The organism is Curtobacterium sp. 1310, assembly GCF_017834105.1.
In the GTDB taxonomy this organism is placed as follows: Bacteria; Actinomycetota; Actinomycetes; order Actinomycetales; family Microbacteriaceae; genus Curtobacterium.
Map to the genome: position 1 here is coordinate 347,377 of NZ_JAFICY010000001.1, position 16,856 is coordinate 364,232.

Sequence of the window (16,856 nt, forward strand, 5' to 3'; positions counted from 1 at the left end):
GAGGCGCGACACCCCTCCACAGCGTCCCTCCCGTCCGTCGTCCTCCACAGCGGGGCGCGGGGCGCACCCCGCCCGGTCGCCGCTTCGTAGACTGGCCGCGATGCAACCACCCGTGATCTCCCCGTACCAGTCGCTCGTCGCCGCGACGCCGGTCGTGCACCGGGCCGTGACCCTCGACGGCCGCACCACGCACTACTGGGAGTACGGGCCGGCCGACGCCACCGAGACGGTCCTCGCCGTGCACGGGTTCCGCGGCGACCACCACGGGCTCGAGACGATCGCCGCCCACCTCCGGGGCGTCCGCGTGGTCGTCCCCGACCTGCCCGGCTTCGGGATCTCCGACCCGCTGCCGGTCTCCGACGTCGACGCCTACGTCGGGTGGCTCACCGGGTTCCACCGCGCGCTCGCCCTGGGTCCCGAGACCGTGGTGCTCGGACACTCCTTCGGGTCGATCGTCACGGCGGCCACCGTCGCGGCCGGCCTCGACACCCGGCTGCTCGTGCTGGTGAACCCGATCGCGGCACCCGCGCTGCAGGGCCCCCGGGCCGTCGGCACCGGCATCGCGATCGGCTACTACCGGGCCGGCGCGGTGCTCCCCAGGCCGCTCGGACTCGGGCTGCTCCGGAACCGCGCGATCGTGCGGGCGATGAGTCTCGCCATGCTGAAGTCACGCGACCGCGACCTGCGGCGATGGGTGCACGACCAGCACGACCGGTACTTCTCGGCGTTCGCGGACCGCACGAGCGTGCTCGAGGCGTTCCGCACCTCGGTCACGCACGACGTGTCCGAGTACGCCGACCGCATCGACGTCCCCGTGCTGCTGGTCGCCGCGGAGCACGACGACATCACGGCCTTGCCCGAGCAGCGTGCACTCGCTTCCCGACTCCGCGACGCCGAGCTCGTCGTGGTGCCCGACGTGGGACACCTCGTGCACTACGAGACGCCCGGAGCCGCCGCCGACGCGGTGCTCCGTCGCATGGCCGAGCCGACGGCCCGCCGTCGTGCCGGACGTGGGAACCCGCGCAGGACGAGGTCCACCGCACCGCAGCAGGCTCCCGACACGTCGGCGGCGTCACCGTCGGCCGGCGGCACCCCGGGGGAGTCCGCGTCGTGAGGCGCCTGCGGATCGGCATCGACTGCCGGTACGTCCGGATCGGTCGGCACGACGGCATCAGCCGCTTCACCGCCGGCGTCGTCGCGCACCTGCCCGACCGGCACGACCACGTCCTGCTCGTGCACGACGAACGGCAGCTCGCGTCGCTGCCCGACGGCATCCCGTGGGAACGCATCCCGGCCCCGACGGACGCGGGGGAGCCGCTCGTGGCCCGGACGGTGAACCGGCTCGGTCTCGACGCGGTCTTCTCACCGATGCAGACCATGGGGTCCCGCGGCCGCCGCTACGCCCTCGTGCTCACGCTGCACGACCTCATCTACTACCGGAACCGCACGCCTCCGCGGGAGTTCTCGTGGCCGATCCGGCTCGGTTGGCGGCTCTTCCACCTGAGCTGGGCGCCGCAACGCCTGCTGCTGAACGGCGCGGACGGCGTCGTGACGGTGTCCGAGACCACCGCGGGGCTCATCGAGCGACACCGTCTGACGAAGCGCCCCGTCACGGTGGCGTACAACGCGGCCGACCCGGCCGTGCCCCGCGAGCCCGACGGGAGCCGTGCGCGGACGCTCGTCTACATGGGGTCGTTCATGCCGTACAAGAACGTCGAGACGCTCGCGGCCGCACTGCCCCTGCTCGGAGCCGACTGGACGCTGCACTGCATGTCGCGGGTGTCCGACGCGGACCGACGACGGCTCGAGGCCCTGGCGCCGACCGGGGCGATCGTCTTCCACGACGGTGCCTCCGACGACGAGTACCTGGCGACCCTGCGCGGGGCGACGGCGCTGGCGACGGCCTCGTTCGACGAGGGCTTCGGCATCCCCCTGGTCGAGGCGATGGGTGTGGGGACCCCGGTGGTCGTCAGCGACGTCCCGATCTTCCGCGAGATCGGCGGGGACGCGGCCGAGTACTTCGACCCGTCGTCGCCGTCCGCGGTGGCAGCGGCGGTGCGGCGACTCGAGGACCGCTGGGACGAGGCATCGCGGGCCTCGCTCGAGCGGGCGGCCCGGTTCCGGTGGCAGGACTCGGCGGAACAGGTGACCCGGGCCGTCGAGCGCGCGGTGCAGGACCGAGAGCAGCGCTGACCGGGACCGGCGCACGAGTGGTGGCGGCGCCGACAGCAGCGGTGTCGTCAGGACGGCTGACGCGAGGTCACCTCGGCGCCGGGGAAGACCCCGTGCGTCTCACGTTGTGCGACGTCCATGATCGCGGCGAGGGCCACACCGGTGCCGACCGTGGCGAGCTCGACGCGCTGCGCGTCCGGCTCGTCCGACGGTGCCCCCGGACCCCAGTCGCTGCGCACCGCGACGACCCCGCCGATCGCCGCGACCGAGCGAGCGACCTCGAGCCGCTGTCGCGTGACCTCGGCGTCCGTCGTGACCCCGACCACCAGGGTGTCGAAGCGGGCCTCCGCCGACACGACGACTCCGCTGCCGTCCGCGTCGGCCGCCGCGGCGCTCAGGGCGCGGACGAGGTCGACCTGCTGACCGGGCGACAGGTCCGGTGACGCCTCGACGACGGCGGACACCCGGTAGGCCGCGAGGGAGTCGCGCGTGGTCTCCTCGTCACGGACGGCGAGCACGCCCGGTACGTCGGCCGCCGCGGTCCGGAACCGGTCGAGCGCTGCCTGGGGTCGCGGGAACACCCCGCCGACCCCGGTCTGGATGCTGCCGACGATCGTCGACAGGACGACGGCGATGACGACGCCGACCGCGACGAAGGACAGCGTGATGACGGTGCCGCGTCGGAGTCGTTGGCCGGTGGACGGCCGGGTGACGGAGGCCGTGTCCGGGCCGAACGCCCGGTCGAGGTCGTCGGACGAGTCGACTCGGTCGTCCACCGGTCCCTGGTTCGTCACGGCCCCTCCTCGCGCACGGGTGCGAGCACCACCGGACGGTGGTCGGGCCGCCCGTGGACCGGAGCCTAGTCCGAGCGGGTCGCCGCGCTCGCGCAGCCGCAGGTAACGGTCCGGTACCGGTCCACCGTCCGGTGCCGGTCCACAGTGCGCGACGGGCCGCCGCCCGCGCTACCGCCGCTCGAGTGGGTTCTGCTCGGCGAAGGACTCATCGCCCGTCTGCTCCGAGACCTCGTCGAGCGGGTCGTCGAAGCGGACGAGCTCGGCACGGAACCGCTCGGGGTCCCAGCGGAAGGAGTGCACGGACCCGTTGCGGATCGGCGTCGTGTACCGGTCCGCCGTGCCGGGAGCCGCGGCGTTGACGACGGCCCGGATGACGGCACCGTGCGTGGCGACCACGACCGACCCCGCGTCGAAGCGGACGGCGATCTCGGCCAGCGTCTCGGTCGCCCGTGCGAGCAGCGCGGAGCGGGACTCCCGTCCGGGGACGTCGTCGTGCGGGTAGCGCTGGGCGACCTCGGTGTCGGTGAGCCCCTCGGCCTCGCCGTACGAGCGCTCCGCGAGACCCGGGTGGGTGGCTGGCTCCGGCAGCCCGAGGTGGCGGGCGATGATCGCGCCGGTCTCGAACGCGCGTGACAGCGGTGACGCGACGACCGCGTCGAACCGTCGGCGACCGAGGAGCAGCGCGGTGGCCGCGGCCTGGGAACGCCCGGTGTCGTTGAGGGGGATGTCGGTCGATCCCTGGATGCGCCGCTGCGCGTTCCAGTCGGTCTCGCCGTGCCGGACCAGGGTGAGGAGCGTCGTCACCCGTCGATCCTGCCAGAGCGCTCCGGAGCAGCCGACACCGGAGCAGCCGACACCGGAGCAGCCATCACCGGAGCGGACGACTCCGCAGCGGGCGGCTCCGGTGCAGCCGACGCCGCGCCGGACGGGACGAGCCGCGCAGCCAGGGCCTCGAGTGTCTCGGTCGTGCCGGCGTCGAGCTTCGCCACCGCGCGTCGGTCGCTGCGGGTGGCTCCCCGGTTCACGATGACGACCGGGAGCTTCCGCCGGGTGGCGTGGTCGACCAGTCGGACGCCGGAGTTCACGGTGAGCGACGAGCCCACGACGAGCAGCGCGTCGGCGTCCGCGACGATCGAGACGGCCTCGCGGAACTTCTCGGCGGGCACGAACTCGCCGAAGAACACGACGTCCGGCTTCAGCACCCCGCCGCACACCGAGCAGTCGGGCACCCGGAAGCGCTCCACGTCGGTGATCTCGACGTCGCCGTCCGGCTGCAGCTGCACCGTGCCCGGCTCGTCGATCCAGGGGTTCTCGCGGTCGAGCACGCCGGCGAGGTCGGCGCGCGAGAACACCTGCCCGCACGTCAGGCAGACCGCGCGGTCCATCGAGCCGTGGATCTCCACGACCCGCCGGGACCCGGCGCGGAGGTGCAGGCCGTCGACGTTCTGCGTGACGACCCCGGTGACGATGCCGGCGTCCTCGAGGGCGGCGAGCGCGCGGTGACCGGTGTTCGGCCGGGCGGCGGCGAAGGTGCGCCACCCCAGGTGCGAACCGGCCCAGTAGCGCTGGCGCTTCGCCGGGTCGGAGCGGAACTCCTGGAAGGTCATCGGCTTCCGCACCACCCGGCCCGCGCCGCGGTAGTCGGGGATGCCGGAGTCGGTGCTCAGCCCGGCGCCGGAGAGCACGGCGACGCGCTTGCCCGTCAGCAGCTCCACGACGCGGTCGAGCTCGTCCGTCATCGGGTCGGTCAGCACGTCGTCCACGGTACCCTCAACAGCCGAACGCCCAGCCGCCTTCCCACGAAACGAGCCCCGTGCACCCCGTCCGCATCGACTCCCTCGACGACCCCCGACTCGACGACTTCGCCCGCCTCACCGACGTGGCGCTGCGGCGGGTCACGGAGCCCGAGGGCGGGCTGTACATCGCCGAGTCGAACACGGTCATCGAGCGCGCGGTCCGCGCAGGGCACGTCCCGCGGAGCGTCATCGTGCAGGAGAAGTGGCTCGACAGCGTGCTGCCCCTGGTGGCGGACCACGACGGCCCGGTCTTCGTCGGACCGGATGCGCTGCTCGAGGACCTCACCGGCTTCCGGATGCACCGGGGTGCCCTCGCCGCGATGCACCGACCGGAGCTGCCGTCGGTGGCCGACGTGGTCCGGGACGCGAAGGTCGTCGTGGTGCTCGAGGACGTCGTCGACCACACCAACGTCGGCGCGGTGTTCCGCAGCGTCGCCGGCCTCGGGGCGGACGCGGTCCTGGTGAGCCCGCGCTGCGCGGACCCCCTGTACCGCCGGAGCGTCCGGGTGAGCATGGGCACGGTGCTCCAGGTGCCGTGGACCCGCATCGGGGAGTGGCCGGCCGCCGGCGAGGAACTCCGCGCGCAGGGCTTCCACCTCGCCGCGATGGCGCTCACCGACCGCTCGGTCGACCTGGACGCGTTCGTCGCCGACGTCCCCGAGCGGGTCGCGCTCGTGATGGGCACGGAGGGGCAGGGCCTGACCGACGCCGCGATCGCCTCCGCCGACACGACGGTCCGCATCCCGATGGCGCACGGCGTCGACTCGCTCAACGTGGCGGCGGCGAGCGCGGTGGGGCTCTGGGCGGTCACGCACGCGCAGCGCGCTGCACGTCCGACCACCTGACCAGCTGACCGCTCGTCGACGGCCCGGCGTACCGCTTCAGGCAGCGCCGGCCGGGAGGCCCGTGCCGACCCCGTCGCGCAGCCAGCGGTCCGCCGTGGTCACCAGTGCTCGGTCGGTGCCGGTCCCGCCGGTCAGGCACAGTCCGACGGGTGCGTCGTCGACGGTGAGCGCCGGCACGCTCAGGGAGGGCACCCCGCCCACGCTCGCGAGCGCGGTCATGGTGGTCGTCGCGGTGCGGACGCGCTCGAGCTCCTCCGCGCCGGCGCCGAGCGACGGGGCCGGGCCCGGAGCGGTCGGCGTGACGAGCACCCGGTCGACCAGGGCCGCTCGGATCGCCGCCCGGACCCCCGGGAAGCGCCGGAGGGCCTCCGCGACGAGGTCCGGCGGGTTCGCGGCGGCCGCGGCGAACCGCTGCCCGACGACGGCCCCGAGGGCGCCGGGGTGGGCCGCGATCCACTTCCCGTGCGCCGCCGTCGCCTCGACACCCTGCACGAGCCGCAGGAGGTCGCGGAGGTCGTCGAGCGCGGGGAGCCCGAGGTCGGCGAGCGTCACGACCGGCACGTCACCGACCACGGCGTGGAAGGCGCCCTGCGTCGCCGGGTCCGCGGCGGCGAGGAGCTCCGCGAGCACGACCGGCACCCCGGCCTCCGACACGGGGTGCGACCCGTGCGGCACCGAGGCGTCGAGGGCCCGGACCATGGTGTCGGCGTCCCTGGTCAGCCACCCGACGGTGTCGAACGACGGCGCGAGCGGCAGCAGCCCGGCGGGGTCGACGACGCCGTGGGTCGTCCGCAGGCCCCAGAGCCCCTGGTACGAGGCGGGGATCCGCAGCGATCCCGCGGTGTCCGTGCCGAGTCCGACGTCCGCCACCCCGGAACGGACGGCCGACGCTGATCCGCTGGACGAGCCTCCCGGCACACGCGACGGGTCGGCGCCGTTCGGCGGGGTGCCGTGGTGCTCGTTGCGTCCGGTCAGCGCGTAGGCGAACTCGTCCGTCCGCGCGATGCCGCGGACCGACGCGCCGGCGTCGAGGAGGGCGGCGACCGCCGCTGCGGAGGCGGGGACGGGCACGGACTCCTGCAGGTACGTCGGGTTGCCGGCCCCGACGCGGTGGCCGGCGACGGCGTACAGGTCCTTGACCGCCACTGTGGCGCCGTCGAGACGGCCGCGGCCGGTCGGCGGGAGGAGCGGGTCACCGACGACGCGCCACACGGTGGTGTCGAGGGGTCGGGTCCGCCCGGTGACGTGTGCCGCCTCGATGCGCCACGTGTCGGCCTGACGGCGCCAGAGCTGGGTCTGCAGACCCGAGCCGCCGTCGCGGAACGCGGCGACGGAGACGACGAGGGCGAGGTCCTCGGCGAGCACCCGGACCTCGGTGCGGGACAGGTGGCGCGGTGCTACTCCACCTCGCGCACCGCGGAAGGTGCTGATCGCGTCGTGCCCGACGAGCAGGCCGCGGTCGTCGCCGCGCAGGGTGTCGGCGGAGCGGACGAACGCGTCGTCGAGCGCCGCGAGGTCGTCGTCGGCGAGTGCCCGTTCGTAGGCGTCGAGGGCGTCGAGGAGTCCGGCGTGTGCGGTCGGACCACCGGTCTGCCGTGCGGCGCTCACCGGACGTCCGCGAAGTCGGCCTTGCGGATGCGGGCGTGCGCCCCGGTCACCAGGTCGACCACCTGCGACACGTCGAAGTCCGTCGCCGCGCTGAGGTAGGCGTACGCCAGGTGCGGTTCCATGCCGTACCGCGCGCCCAGGATCGCGATCGCGTGCCGGACGCAGGCCCGGACGGCCTCGTCGAGGTCGGGGTCGAGTCCGGTCGGCACCAGGTGGTCCCGCGTCTCGACGAGCGGCCAGACGAGCTCCCCGAACTGCTGCGCTGCCTCGGCGGCCGGCGTGACGTCGAAGCGCACCGTCGCACGGAGGGAGGCCTCCATGGCGGTGAGCGCGACCTCGCCGTCCCCCTGTGCGAAGTGCGGGTCGCCGACGTAGGCCAGGGCACCCGGCACGAGGACCGGCAGGTGGAGCTGCGCACCGGCCTGCAGCAGGTTGACGTCGATGTTGCCGCCGTGACGTCCGGGCGGGACCGAGTGCAGCCGCTCGCCGGGGGTCGCGACGCCCATGATGCCGAGGAAGGGCGCGAGCGGGAACCGGGCGTACCGGTCGCCGCGCTCGGTGAGCGGGATGCGTCCGAGGAGCCGGTCGTCGCCGGGTCCGTCGTCGCCGGGCCCGTCATCGGCGGGCACCACGTCGGCGAAGACGCTGACGGTGCGCCCGTCGACCGGGTACTCGCCGTGCAGGGCTCCGCGGCCGTGCCGGTTCGACACCACGCCGTACGGCACGCGGGGGAGCGTCTCGAGCACGGTCATGGTCAGGACGTCGCCCGGCTCGGCACCGTCGACGGCGATCGGCCCGGTGACCACGTGCGGGCCGTCCCGCTCCGGGTCGCGGCGACCGGTCCGGGCGATCGCGACCGCGTCGGCGAGCACGTGCTCCGGCGCGACGCCGTGGCGGCCGAAGAAGGCGACGGGGTCACTGTCCTGGTCCGGCAGGAGCCCCTCGTGGCTCACGGTGTCGATCGTCAGGTCGTCACCGGGAGCGAGCGTCACGACCGGGCGGTCGTCGCCGTTCGGGAGCCGTCCCCAGAGCACCCGGTCGGCCTCGGCCGGCAGGTACCGCGACGACCGGACCGGGCCGGTGTCGGGCTGGAGCACCGTGACCGGAGCCGGAGCCGGAGCCGGAGCCGGGCCCGGTGCGGTCTTCTTGCCCTCGGCCGGGTCGGTGGCCGGGCCGGTGGACGGGGCGGTGGTGCGGCCGCCACGCGTGGCGCCCGGGGTGGTTCCGTGGTGCATGTCCAGCACGCTAGGGGCTGCCGGGCGACGCACGGATCCCGGAGCGCGATGTTTTACGTGTTCGTCACACGACGGTCGGGGGACGACCGGCGGCTCGCTGTCGGCCGGCACCCCGGGACTGCCCGGTACCCTCGGTTCCCGTGCCCCGTGTCGTCCGCAGCCCCCGCTCCGCCGTCAGGAGGCCCGTGACGATCGGCGTCGTCGCGGTGCTCCTGCTCGCCGTCGGGTACCTGGTGGCCGTCGCCGTCGTGCCGTTCGCGCCGGCGAGCGCCACCACGACGAAGTACTCCGCCCCGACCTCGACCCTGCCGGACCTGCGGTTCCCGGGCTACGGGGCGACCGCGGTCCAGGCCACCGGGTTCCCGGAGAGCCTGCGCACCAGCGGGGACACCAAGGCCCGCTCGATCGCGAGCATCACCAAGGTCGTGACGGCCCTGGTCGTGCTCGATGCGAGACCGCTCGACCGCGGGGAGTCCGGCCCGACGATCCGCTTCGACGCGCAGATGCAGGCGCTCTACGCCGAGTACCTGGCGCAGAACGGCGAGGTGGCGCCGATGCCGGACGGCCTGCGGCTGTCCGAGCACCAGACCATGCAGGTCATGCTCATGAAGTCGGCGAACAACTACGCCGGTGCACTCGCGCTGTGGGCCTTCGGGTCGATGGACGGCTACGAGCGCGCCGCCTCGGCCTGGCTGGACGAGCACGGGCTGGACGACACGACGATCCACGAGCCGACCGGCCTCGACCCCGCGAACCGCTCGACGGCGACCGACCTGGTGCGGCTCGGACAGCTCGCACTCGCTGACCCCGTCGTGAAGGAGATCGTCGGGACGGAGCAGGTGACCGTGCCCGGGGCGGGCGAGATCGAGAACTCGAACAAGCTCCTCGGGATGGACGGCATCGAGGGCATCAAGACCGGCACGCTCGACGAGGCGGGGGCCTGCCTGCTGTTCGCCGCCACGTACCAGCGCGGGGGCCGGCAGGTCACCGTCGTCGGTGTCATGCTCGGCGGCAGGGACCACCCGTCACTCGACGTCGACGTCCGCCGCCTGCTCCGCTCGGTGGCCGACAACTTCCAGACGGTCACGCTCACGCACGCCGGCCAGACCTTCGGCACCTACTCGACGCCCTGGCGGGACGACGCCGACGCCGTGGCCGCCGATGCCGCCGAGGTCCTGGTCTGGGGCGACACGACGGTCACCGCACGCACCCGGCTCGACAGCGTCACGCTCGGCGAGCGGGGCGAGCGGGTCGGCTCCGTACGGTTCTCGATCGAGCACCACGACCCCGTGACCGTGCCGCTCGAGCTCCAGCGCTCCATCGAGGACCCGGGGCTCTGGTGGCGCTGGACGAACCCGTTCCGCGGCGTCGAGACGAGCCCGTCGGCAGCCGTCGCCGGCGCAGCCCCGCGCGCGGCCTCCACGTCGCTCGACCCCGCGTCGCCACCGCAGCGCTGGGGGCTCGCCGCGTAGGCTCTCGAGCGTGACGACGACGTTCCCGCGCAGCACCCCGTCCGCCCTCGGCATCGACGCCCGCGGGATCACCGCGTTCCTCGACGCCCTCGAGTCGACACCGGACGTCGAGCCGCACAGCATCGTGCTGCTGCGACACGGCCGGGTGGCCGCCGAGGGCTGGTGGGCCCCCTACGCCGCGGACCGCGTCCACCTCCTCTACTCGCTCAGCAAGAGCTTCACCGCCGCTGCCGTCGGCATCGCCGTCCGTGAGGGGCTCGTCGACCTCGACGCCACGGTGCTGTCGTGCTTCCCGGAGCTCGACGCGGACGTCACCGACGAGCGCAGTCGCCGGATCCGGGTCCGCCACCTGCTCGCGATGGCGTCCGGGCACCGCGAGGAGACCCTGCAGCGGGCCGAGGCCACCGACCCGGAGGACCTGGTCCGCGGGTTCCTCCTCACCCCGCCGGACGAGGAACCCGGCACGGTCTTCGCGTACAACCAGCCGTGCACGTACACGCTCGCCGCGATCGTCCGCCGGGCGAGCGGCGAGTCCCTCGTCGACTACCTGCGCCCGCGCCTGCTCGACCCGCTCGGCATCGACGACCTCGCGTGGAAGCGCGACGACACGGGCGCCGAGCTCGGGTTCAGCGGTGCGTACGCGCCGACGGCCGCCGTCGCAGCGCTCGGCCAGCTGTACCTGCAGCGGGGTGTGTGGGACGGGCAGCGCATCCTCGACGAGGACTGGGTCGACGCCGCCACGAGCACGCAGGTCGACAACCCCCACGAGGAGAACGCGGACTGGCGGCAGGGCTACGGCTTCCAGTTCTGGATGGCCCGCCACGGCTTCCGCGGCGACGGCGCGTACGGCCAGTTCTGCGTCGTGCTGCCGGAGCAGGACGTCGTGCTCGCCCTGACCGGGCAGTCGCTCGACATGCAGGCGGTGCTCGACGCGGCCTGGCAGCACCTGCTGCCGGCGATCGCGCCGCAGGACGGCGACGGGGGCGCTGCGGGCACGGCCGCCGGTGTCGACGCGGACCCCGGTCTGGAGGCACGGCTCGCCTCCCTCGGGCTGCCCCCGGTGCAGGGCGGTCGCCTGGCCGACGCCGTGGCCGGGGCCTACGAGTCCGACGGCGTGCTCGAGGGGCTCCGGTTGGAGTCCGACGCCGAGGGCTGGCGACTCACGGTCGACGTCGACGGCGGGCTGCTGTCGGTCCCGGTCGGTCAGGGCGCGTGGTCGGTCGAGGGGCCGCTCGCCGCGAGCGGTGCGACCGGACCCGACGGCACCGTCGAGGTCGTCGTCCGCTTCGTCGAGACCCCGCACGCCGCCCGGCTCCGGCTCGACCCGACCGCGGGGACGGCGACGGGGGAGTGGACCACGCAGCCGCTGCACGACGGGCCGCTCACGCTGCGCCGCCCGGTCGACTGACCGATCGCGCCCCCTGGCGGACACCGCGCTGCGCACACCGGGGTGCGGCCTCCGACCGAGGGTGCATCCCGGGTCAGGGCGTGTCGGACGTCACCTCGACGGGCTGCAGGTCGGGCCGCTTCGCGCTGATGCCGTCGCCGGACGACGTGTGCCGGATGCGCCGCACGACCCAGGGGACGAGGTACTCGCGCGCCCACCCGAGGTCCTCGACGCGGGCCTCGCGCCACGGTCTGGCCTCGAGCGGCTCCGGCGTCACCGGGTCGAGCCCGTGCTCGACCCCGAGGGCGTCGAGCACGGCCGCGGCGACGGTCGCGTGGCCGGTCGGGGAGTGGTGCAGGCGGTCCGGCGCCCACATCCGGGGGTCGCGGAGGACCCGGAGCGCCCACATGTCGGCGACGAGGGCACCGTGCTTGAGCGCGATCGCGTGCAGGTTCTCGTTGTAGATCGCCGTCTTGCCGCGGACCATGCCGAGCACGGGTGTCATGCCGACGTCGGGGCCGGTGAAGAGCACCACGGTGGCGCCGTCGCTCCGCAGCCGCCCGACCATGCCGTCGAACCGTTCGGCGAGCTCGTCGGGGTCCGAACCGGGGCGGATGATGTCGTTGCCGCCCGCGGACACCGTCACGAGGTCGGGGCGGAGCGCGAGGGCCGGCTCGACCTGCTCGTCGACGATCTGCCCGAGCAGGCGCCCGCGGATCGCCAGGTTGGCGTACGCGAACCCGTCCGCCCGTCCGGCGAGGACCTCGGCCACGCGGTCGGCCCACCCACGGTTGCCGCCGGGGACGGTGGGGTCCGGGTCACCGATCCCCTCGGTGAACGAGTCACCGATCGCGACGTACCTGGACCACGCATGACGAGCTGACACGCCTCCGACCGTAGTCTCGTGGCATGACGTTGGCCGACGAACCCGGGTGGACGCTGTCGCAGGACCTGCTGGAGCGGATCGCCGCCCGCGCGCCGCGGTACGACGCCGAGAACGCGTTCTGCGCCGAGGACCTCGAGGAGCTGCGCGCGGCCGGCTGGCTGCGCATCGGCGTCCCGGTCGAGCAGGGCGGCGCTGGGCTCGGCCTCGCCGCGACGAGCACCCTGCAGCGGCGGCTCGCGCAGGCCGCGCCGGCGACCGCGCTCGGGCTCGGGATGCACCAGGTGTGGGTGCAGGCGGCGCGCGCCGTCACGGCGCGGGGCGGGTCGTTCCTCCAGACCGTCACCGACCACGCGGCGGACGACCACCTGCTCGCCTTCGGGGTGAGCGAACCGGGCAACGACGCCGTGCTGTTCGACTCGTCGACGACGGCGGAGCCGGACGGCGACGGCGGCTACCGCTTCACCGGCACGAAGGTGTCCACCTCGCTCGCCCCGGCGTGGGACGTCCTCAGCGTGTTCGGCAAGGACACCAGTGGTCCGGAGCCACGGCTCGTGCACGGCTTCGTGCTGCGGTCCGACGGCGACGTCGAGCACCTCGACGACTGGGACACGCTCGGGATGCGCGCGACCCAGAGCCGGACGACGCTGCTGCACGGCGTGCACGTGCCGGCGTCGCGGATCGTCCGGGTGCTCCCCGTCGGTCCGACGCAGGACCCGCTCGTCTTCGGGGTGTTCGCGGCGTTCGAGCTGCTCGTGGCGTCGGTGTACGTCGGGATCGCCGAACGGGCGCTCGGACTGGCCGTCGCAGCGGTGTCCGGTCGACGCGGGCGCGACGGCGTCCCGCGGTCGCAGGACCCCGACGTCCGCCGTGCGGTCGCCGACCTGCGCGGCGCGGTCGACGCGGTCGCCCTGCAGGTGTCCGCCCTGGCCCGGTCGGTCGACGAGCTGGACGACCTCGGCCCCCGCTGGTTCCCGCTGCTCGTCGGCACCAAGGCGCGGACGGTGGACGCGGCGCAGCACGTCGTGGACGAGGCGCTGCGGCTCGCCGGCGGCTCGGCGTTCCGGGCGTCGTCGGAACTCGCCCGGCTCGCGCGGGACGTCCGTGCGGGGCAGTACCACCCGTCGACGCGGGACGCGGCGGCGCGGACGATCGCCGCCGCGGAGCTCGGGCCGCTCGCCTGAGCCGGAGCCCGGCCCGGGTGTCGGTGGTGCGTGGCATCATCGCCGGGTGAGCAAGCAGGACGGACGCAACCGGCTCGTCTCCGAGCGTCCGGTCGACGACGTGACGGCGACGGTCCTGCACGTCGACATGGACGCCTTCTTCGCCTCCGTCGAACTGCTGGACCGTCCCGACCTGCGCGGGCTCCCCGTCATCGTCGGACACGACTCGGACCGCTCCGTCGTCACCGCCGCCACGTACGAGGCCCGTCGCTACGGCGTGAACTCGGCGATGCCGATGGCCGTGGCGAAGCGCCGGTGCCCGAACGCCGTCATCGTCGAGCCGCACTTCGAGAAGTACGCGGCGAAGTCGGCCGCGGTGATGCGCGTCTTCGGGCAGTTCACCCCGAAGGTCGAGAAGCTCGGGATCGACGAGGCGTTCCTCGACGTCGCCGGTGCGCTCCGGCTCTACGGCACCCCGTGGCAGATCGGCACCGCCATCCGCGCCGCGGTCCTCGCCGAGACGGGTCTCCACTGCTCGGTGGGCGCGGCCTCCACCAAGTTCGTCGCCAAGCTCGCGTCGAGCCGGTCCAAGCCGGACGGGCTCCTCGTCGTGCCGGCCGCGCACACCGTGGCCTTCCTGCACCCCCAACCGGTCGCGGCGCTCTGGGGCGTCGGCGGCACGACGCAGGAGAAGCTCGAGCGCCGTGGCATCCGCACGGTCGGGGACCTCGCCCACACGCCGCTGCCGTCGCTCGTCGCCGCACTCGGACCCGCCGGCGGACAGCGCCTGCACGACCTGTCCTGGGGCCGCGACCCGCGCGTGGTCGACACCGGCGTCAGCGAGAAGTCGATCGGGCACGAGGTCACCTTCGGACGTGACCTGACCGAGCGTGACGACGTCGCCCGCGAGCTCCTGCGCCTGGCCGACAAGGTCGCCGTGCGCCTGCGCCGCGCCGACGTGCAGGCCCGCACGGTCGCGCTCAAGGTGCGGTACACCGACTTCAGCACCCTCACCCGGTCCCGGACGCTCGCCGAACCGACCGACGTGGCGAAGCGGCTCCACCACGAGGCGGTCGAGCTCTACGACGTCCTGCACCGGCCCGGCAACCGGATCCGCCTGATCGGCGTGCGCGGCGAGAACCTCGTCCCGGCAGCGGCGAGCAACGCGCTGTGGGACGACGACGCGCCGTGGCGGGAGACCGAGACGACGGTCGACGCGGTCGCCGCACGCTTCGGTGCCGGCGTGCTCCGGCCCGCCTCGCTCGTGCGCGGCACGCCCGAGCAGCGTCCGCCGCACGCCCGGCAGGACCCGGCCTGACGGTAGGATCGCGTGAAGTGAGCGCAGCGGAGTACGACGACCAGCAGCAGCCCGCGACGCTGTGGGGCGACGCCCCGGACGGCGACGACCGGGCGACGCGGGAGCAATCCGCGGTCGGTGGTGAACCGGCCGCGCCGGGCGCTGCCCGACCCCACGACGAGGCCGTGGTCCAGGCGGAGAACGCCGGCAACGCGGCCGCCGAGCACCTGTCACCGGCCTTCCCGGAGCGGGCTGCGTGGGGGACCGCGTCGAAGCTCCGTGCGTGGCAGGTCGAGGCGCTCACGAAGTACTTCGAGACCGAGCCGCGCGACTTCCTCGCCGCTGCGACCCCCGGCGCCGGCAAGACCACGTTCGCGCTCCGCCTCGCCACGGAGCTCCTCGCCCGCGGCACCGTCGACCGCATCGTCGTCGTGGCCCCGACGGAGCACCTCAAGCGGCAGTGGGCGGACTCTGCCGACCGCGTGGGCATCCGGATCGACCCGATGTTCAAGAACGGCGACGGGATGTTCGGGCGGCACTACCAGGGCGTGGCGATCACCTACGCGCAGGTCGGCATGAACCCCGAGGTCCACCAGAAGATCACCGAGGGCGGTCGCACGCTGGTGATCCTCGACGAGGTCCACCACGGCGGCGACGCACTCACCTGGGGCGACGGCATCCGCGAGGCCTTCACGAAGGCGACCCGTCGGCTGTCCCTCTCCGGCACCCCGTTCCGGTCGGACACGGCCCCGATCCCGTTCGTGCAGTACGCCCCCGACGAGCAGGGCATCCGGACCTCGATCTCCGACTACAACTACGGGTACGGCCGCGCGCTCAAGGACGGCGTCGTCCGCCCGGTGCTGTTCATGGCCTACGCCGGGCAGATGCGGTGGAAGACGCGCATGGGCGACGAGATGTCGGCGTCCCTCGGCGAGCAGGTCACGAAGGACATCACCGCACAGGCGTGGCGGACCGCGCTCTCGCCGGAGGGCGAGTGGATGCCCGCCGTGCTGTCGGCCGCCGACAAGCGGCTGACCGAGGTCCGTCGCGGCGTACCGGACGCCGGCGGCCTGGTGATCGCGACCGACACCACGACCGCGCGCGCCTACGCCCGGATCCTGCAGCAGATCACCGGCGAGCGACCGACCGTGGTGCTCTCCGACGAGGCCGCCGGATCGAGCCGGATCCAGGCGTACGCCGAGGACACCTCGCGCTGGATGGTCGCCGTCCGCATGGTGTCCGAGGGCGTCGACGTTCCCCGGCTCTGCGTCGGCGTGTACGCCACGAGCGCGAGCACACCGCTGTTCTTCGCGCAGGTGATCGGGCGCTTCGTCCGGGCCCGCCGCCGCGGCGAGACCGCGAGCGTGTTCCTGCCGAGCGTGCCCGGGCTGATGGCCCTCGCGGCGTCGCTCGAGCTCGAGCGCGACCACGCCCTCGACCGGCCGAAGGACAGCGACGACGGGATGTACAACCCCGAGGACGCCATGGTCGCCGAGGCCAACAAGGAGGACCGGGCGTCCGAGAGCCTGCTCGAGGTGCAGCCGTTCGAGGCGCTCGACTCGCAGGCGTCGTTCGACCGGGTGCTCTACGACGGCGGCGAGTTCGGCACCGGGGGCGAGGTCGGCTCGCTCGAGGAACTCGACTTCATCGGCATCCCGGGGCTCCTCGAACCCGACCAGGTGCGCGATCTCCTGCGGGCCCGTCAGGCATCCCAGGCGAAGCGGTCGAAGGGCCGCGCGGCGAAGGACGGCCTCCCCAAGAGCAAGCCCGACGAGTCGCGCCCGATGTACCAGACCATCAAGGAGCAGCGGACCGAGCTCGCACGGCTCGTCTCGATCTGGTCCCGGCACGCGAACGAACCGCACGGGGCCATCCACGCCGAGCTCCGTCGGATCAGCGGTGGGCCGGCCGTGGCGCAGGCGAGCATCGAACAGATCCAGAAGCGGATCGACGTGCTGCGCTCGCGGATCGGCAACCGACGGTGATCGAGCCCGTCGACGACCGCACGTGGCTGGTGAAGCGCACGCCGGAGTCCTCACCCGAGGCGATCATCGACCGCTTCGGCGGCGGGTACCGCCTGCGCCGGTTCTCGCTCACCGAGTCCCGTCGCACCCAGCACGGCGTCCACACCGGCCCCGAGCTGGCCGAGACCGCCTGGTGGCGCCTGCAGGACCGTCCGCCCGGACGGTGATCGCCCGGTGAGC

General features: G+C 74.1%; 15 protein-coding genes. 9 read left to right on the forward strand and 6 right to left on the reverse strand.

Annotated features, from left to right (window positions below):
• Positions 1 to 100 precede the first annotated feature (100 nt).
• Positions 101 to 1,114 (forward strand): alpha/beta fold hydrolase, encoded by a 1,014-nt coding sequence (locus JOD95_RS01560; RefSeq protein WP_209682516.1) that lies wholly within the window; start codon positions 101 to 103, stop codon positions 1,112 to 1,114.
• Between the two features lie 5 nt (positions 1,115 to 1,119).
• Entirely contained in the window at positions 1,120 to 2,193 is a 1,074-nt protein-coding gene (locus JOD95_RS01565; RefSeq protein WP_066658246.1) for a glycosyltransferase family 1 protein, read from the forward strand.
• Between the two features lie 47 nt (positions 2,194 to 2,240).
• Here the strand turns inward: JOD95_RS01565 and JOD95_RS01570 are convergent, their stop codons facing one another.
• From JOD95_RS01570 to JOD95_RS01580, 3 genes are all read right to left on the reverse strand, one after another.
• Entirely contained in the window at positions 2,241 to 2,966 is a 726-nt protein-coding gene (locus tag JOD95_RS01570; protein WP_066654388.1) for a hypothetical protein, read from the reverse strand.
• 168 nt (positions 2,967 to 3,134) lie between these two features.
• Positions 3,135 to 3,770 (reverse strand): histidine phosphatase family protein, encoded by a 636-nt coding sequence (locus tag JOD95_RS01575; protein WP_066654386.1) that lies wholly within the window; start codon positions 3,768 to 3,770, stop codon positions 3,135 to 3,137.
• Positions 3,767 to 4,705: a Sir2 family NAD-dependent protein deacetylase gene (locus JOD95_RS01580; protein WP_209683344.1), complete on the reverse strand. Its 939-nt coding sequence runs from the start codon at positions 4,703 to 4,705 to the stop codon at positions 3,767 to 3,769. Before JOD95_RS01580 ends, JOD95_RS01575 begins: the two co-directional genes overlap by 4 nt.
• Positions 4,706 to 4,779: 74 nt before the next feature.
• Here JOD95_RS01580 and JOD95_RS01585 point away from each other — a divergent pair, with 74 nt between their 5' ends.
• Positions 4,780 to 5,607, forward strand: a complete 828-nt coding sequence (locus JOD95_RS01585) for an RNA methyltransferase (protein WP_066654382.1) — start codon at positions 4,780 to 4,782, stop codon at positions 5,605 to 5,607.
• 36 nt (positions 5,608 to 5,643) lie between these two features.
• Here the strand turns inward: JOD95_RS01585 and JOD95_RS16790 are convergent, their stop codons facing one another.
• Positions 5,644 to 7,215 (reverse strand): AtzH-like domain-containing protein, encoded by a 1,572-nt coding sequence (locus JOD95_RS16790; protein ID WP_209682519.1) that lies wholly within the window; start codon positions 7,213 to 7,215, stop codon positions 5,644 to 5,646.
• The gene (locus tag JOD95_RS01595) at positions 7,212 to 8,450 is read right to left on the reverse strand and encodes an acetamidase/formamidase family protein (RefSeq protein ID WP_209682521.1); all 1,239 of its coding nucleotides are present in this window, start codon (positions 8,448 to 8,450) and stop codon (positions 7,212 to 7,214) included. The genes JOD95_RS16790 and JOD95_RS01595 overlap by 4 nt, the downstream gene beginning before the upstream one ends.
• A 140-nt stretch (positions 8,451 to 8,590) precedes the next feature.
• On the opposite strand from JOD95_RS01595, the gene JOD95_RS01600 reads away from it, so the two are divergent.
• Entirely contained in the window at positions 8,591 to 9,922 is a 1,332-nt protein-coding gene (locus JOD95_RS01600; RefSeq protein WP_209682524.1) for a D-alanyl-D-alanine carboxypeptidase family protein, read from the forward strand.
• A 10-nt stretch (positions 9,923 to 9,932) separates the two neighbouring features.
• Positions 9,933 to 11,330, forward strand: a complete 1,398-nt coding sequence (locus JOD95_RS01605) for a serine hydrolase (RefSeq protein ID WP_209682527.1) — start codon at positions 9,933 to 9,935, stop codon at positions 11,328 to 11,330.
• Between the two features lie 73 nt (positions 11,331 to 11,403).
• On the opposite strand, the gene JOD95_RS01610 is transcribed toward JOD95_RS01605, so the two are convergent.
• Positions 11,404 to 12,195: an SGNH/GDSL hydrolase family protein gene (locus JOD95_RS01610; RefSeq protein ID WP_209682530.1), complete on the reverse strand. Its 792-nt coding sequence runs from the start codon at positions 12,193 to 12,195 to the stop codon at positions 11,404 to 11,406.
• A gap of 23 nt (positions 12,196 to 12,218) precedes the next feature.
• Between JOD95_RS01610 and JOD95_RS01615 the strand changes: the two genes are divergently transcribed.
• From JOD95_RS01615 to JOD95_RS01630, 4 genes are all read left to right on the forward strand, one after another.
• Positions 12,219 to 13,376, forward strand: coding sequence for an acyl-CoA dehydrogenase family protein (locus tag JOD95_RS01615; RefSeq protein ID WP_209682533.1), 1,158 nt, complete (start codon positions 12,219 to 12,221; stop codon positions 13,374 to 13,376).
• A 46-nt stretch (positions 13,377 to 13,422) separates the two neighbouring features.
• Positions 13,423 to 14,673, forward strand: a complete 1,251-nt coding sequence (dinB, locus tag JOD95_RS01620) for a DNA polymerase IV (protein ID WP_066654375.1) — start codon at positions 13,423 to 13,425, stop codon at positions 14,671 to 14,673.
• Between the two features lie 164 nt (positions 14,674 to 14,837).
• Entirely contained in the window at positions 14,838 to 16,637 is a 1,800-nt protein-coding gene (locus tag JOD95_RS01625; RefSeq protein ID WP_209683346.1) for a DEAD/DEAH box helicase, read from the forward strand.
• The gene (locus tag JOD95_RS01630) at positions 16,634 to 16,843 is read left to right on the forward strand and encodes a hypothetical protein (protein WP_066654373.1); all 210 of its coding nucleotides are present in this window, start codon (positions 16,634 to 16,636) and stop codon (positions 16,841 to 16,843) included. Before JOD95_RS01625 ends, JOD95_RS01630 begins: the two co-directional genes overlap by 4 nt.
• Positions 16,844 to 16,856: the final 13 nt, after the last annotated feature.

What these genes read in the sequence shown, in the direction of transcription:
- JOD95_RS01560 (WP_209682516.1), top strand. Translation starts at nt 101, where the DNA reads ATGCAACCACCCGTGATCTCCCCGTACCAGTCGCTCGTCGCCGCGACG.
- JOD95_RS01580 (WP_209683344.1), bottom strand. Translation starts at nt 4,705, where the DNA reads ATGACGGACGAGCTCGACCGCGTCGTGGAGCTGCTGACGGGCAAGCGC.
- JOD95_RS01595 (WP_209682521.1), bottom strand. Translation starts at nt 8,450, where the DNA reads ATGCACCACGGAACCACCCCGGGCGCCACGCGTGGCGGCCGCACCACC.
- JOD95_RS01615 (WP_209682533.1), top strand. Translation starts at nt 12,219, where the DNA reads ATGACGTTGGCCGACGAACCCGGGTGGACGCTGTCGCAGGACCTGCTG.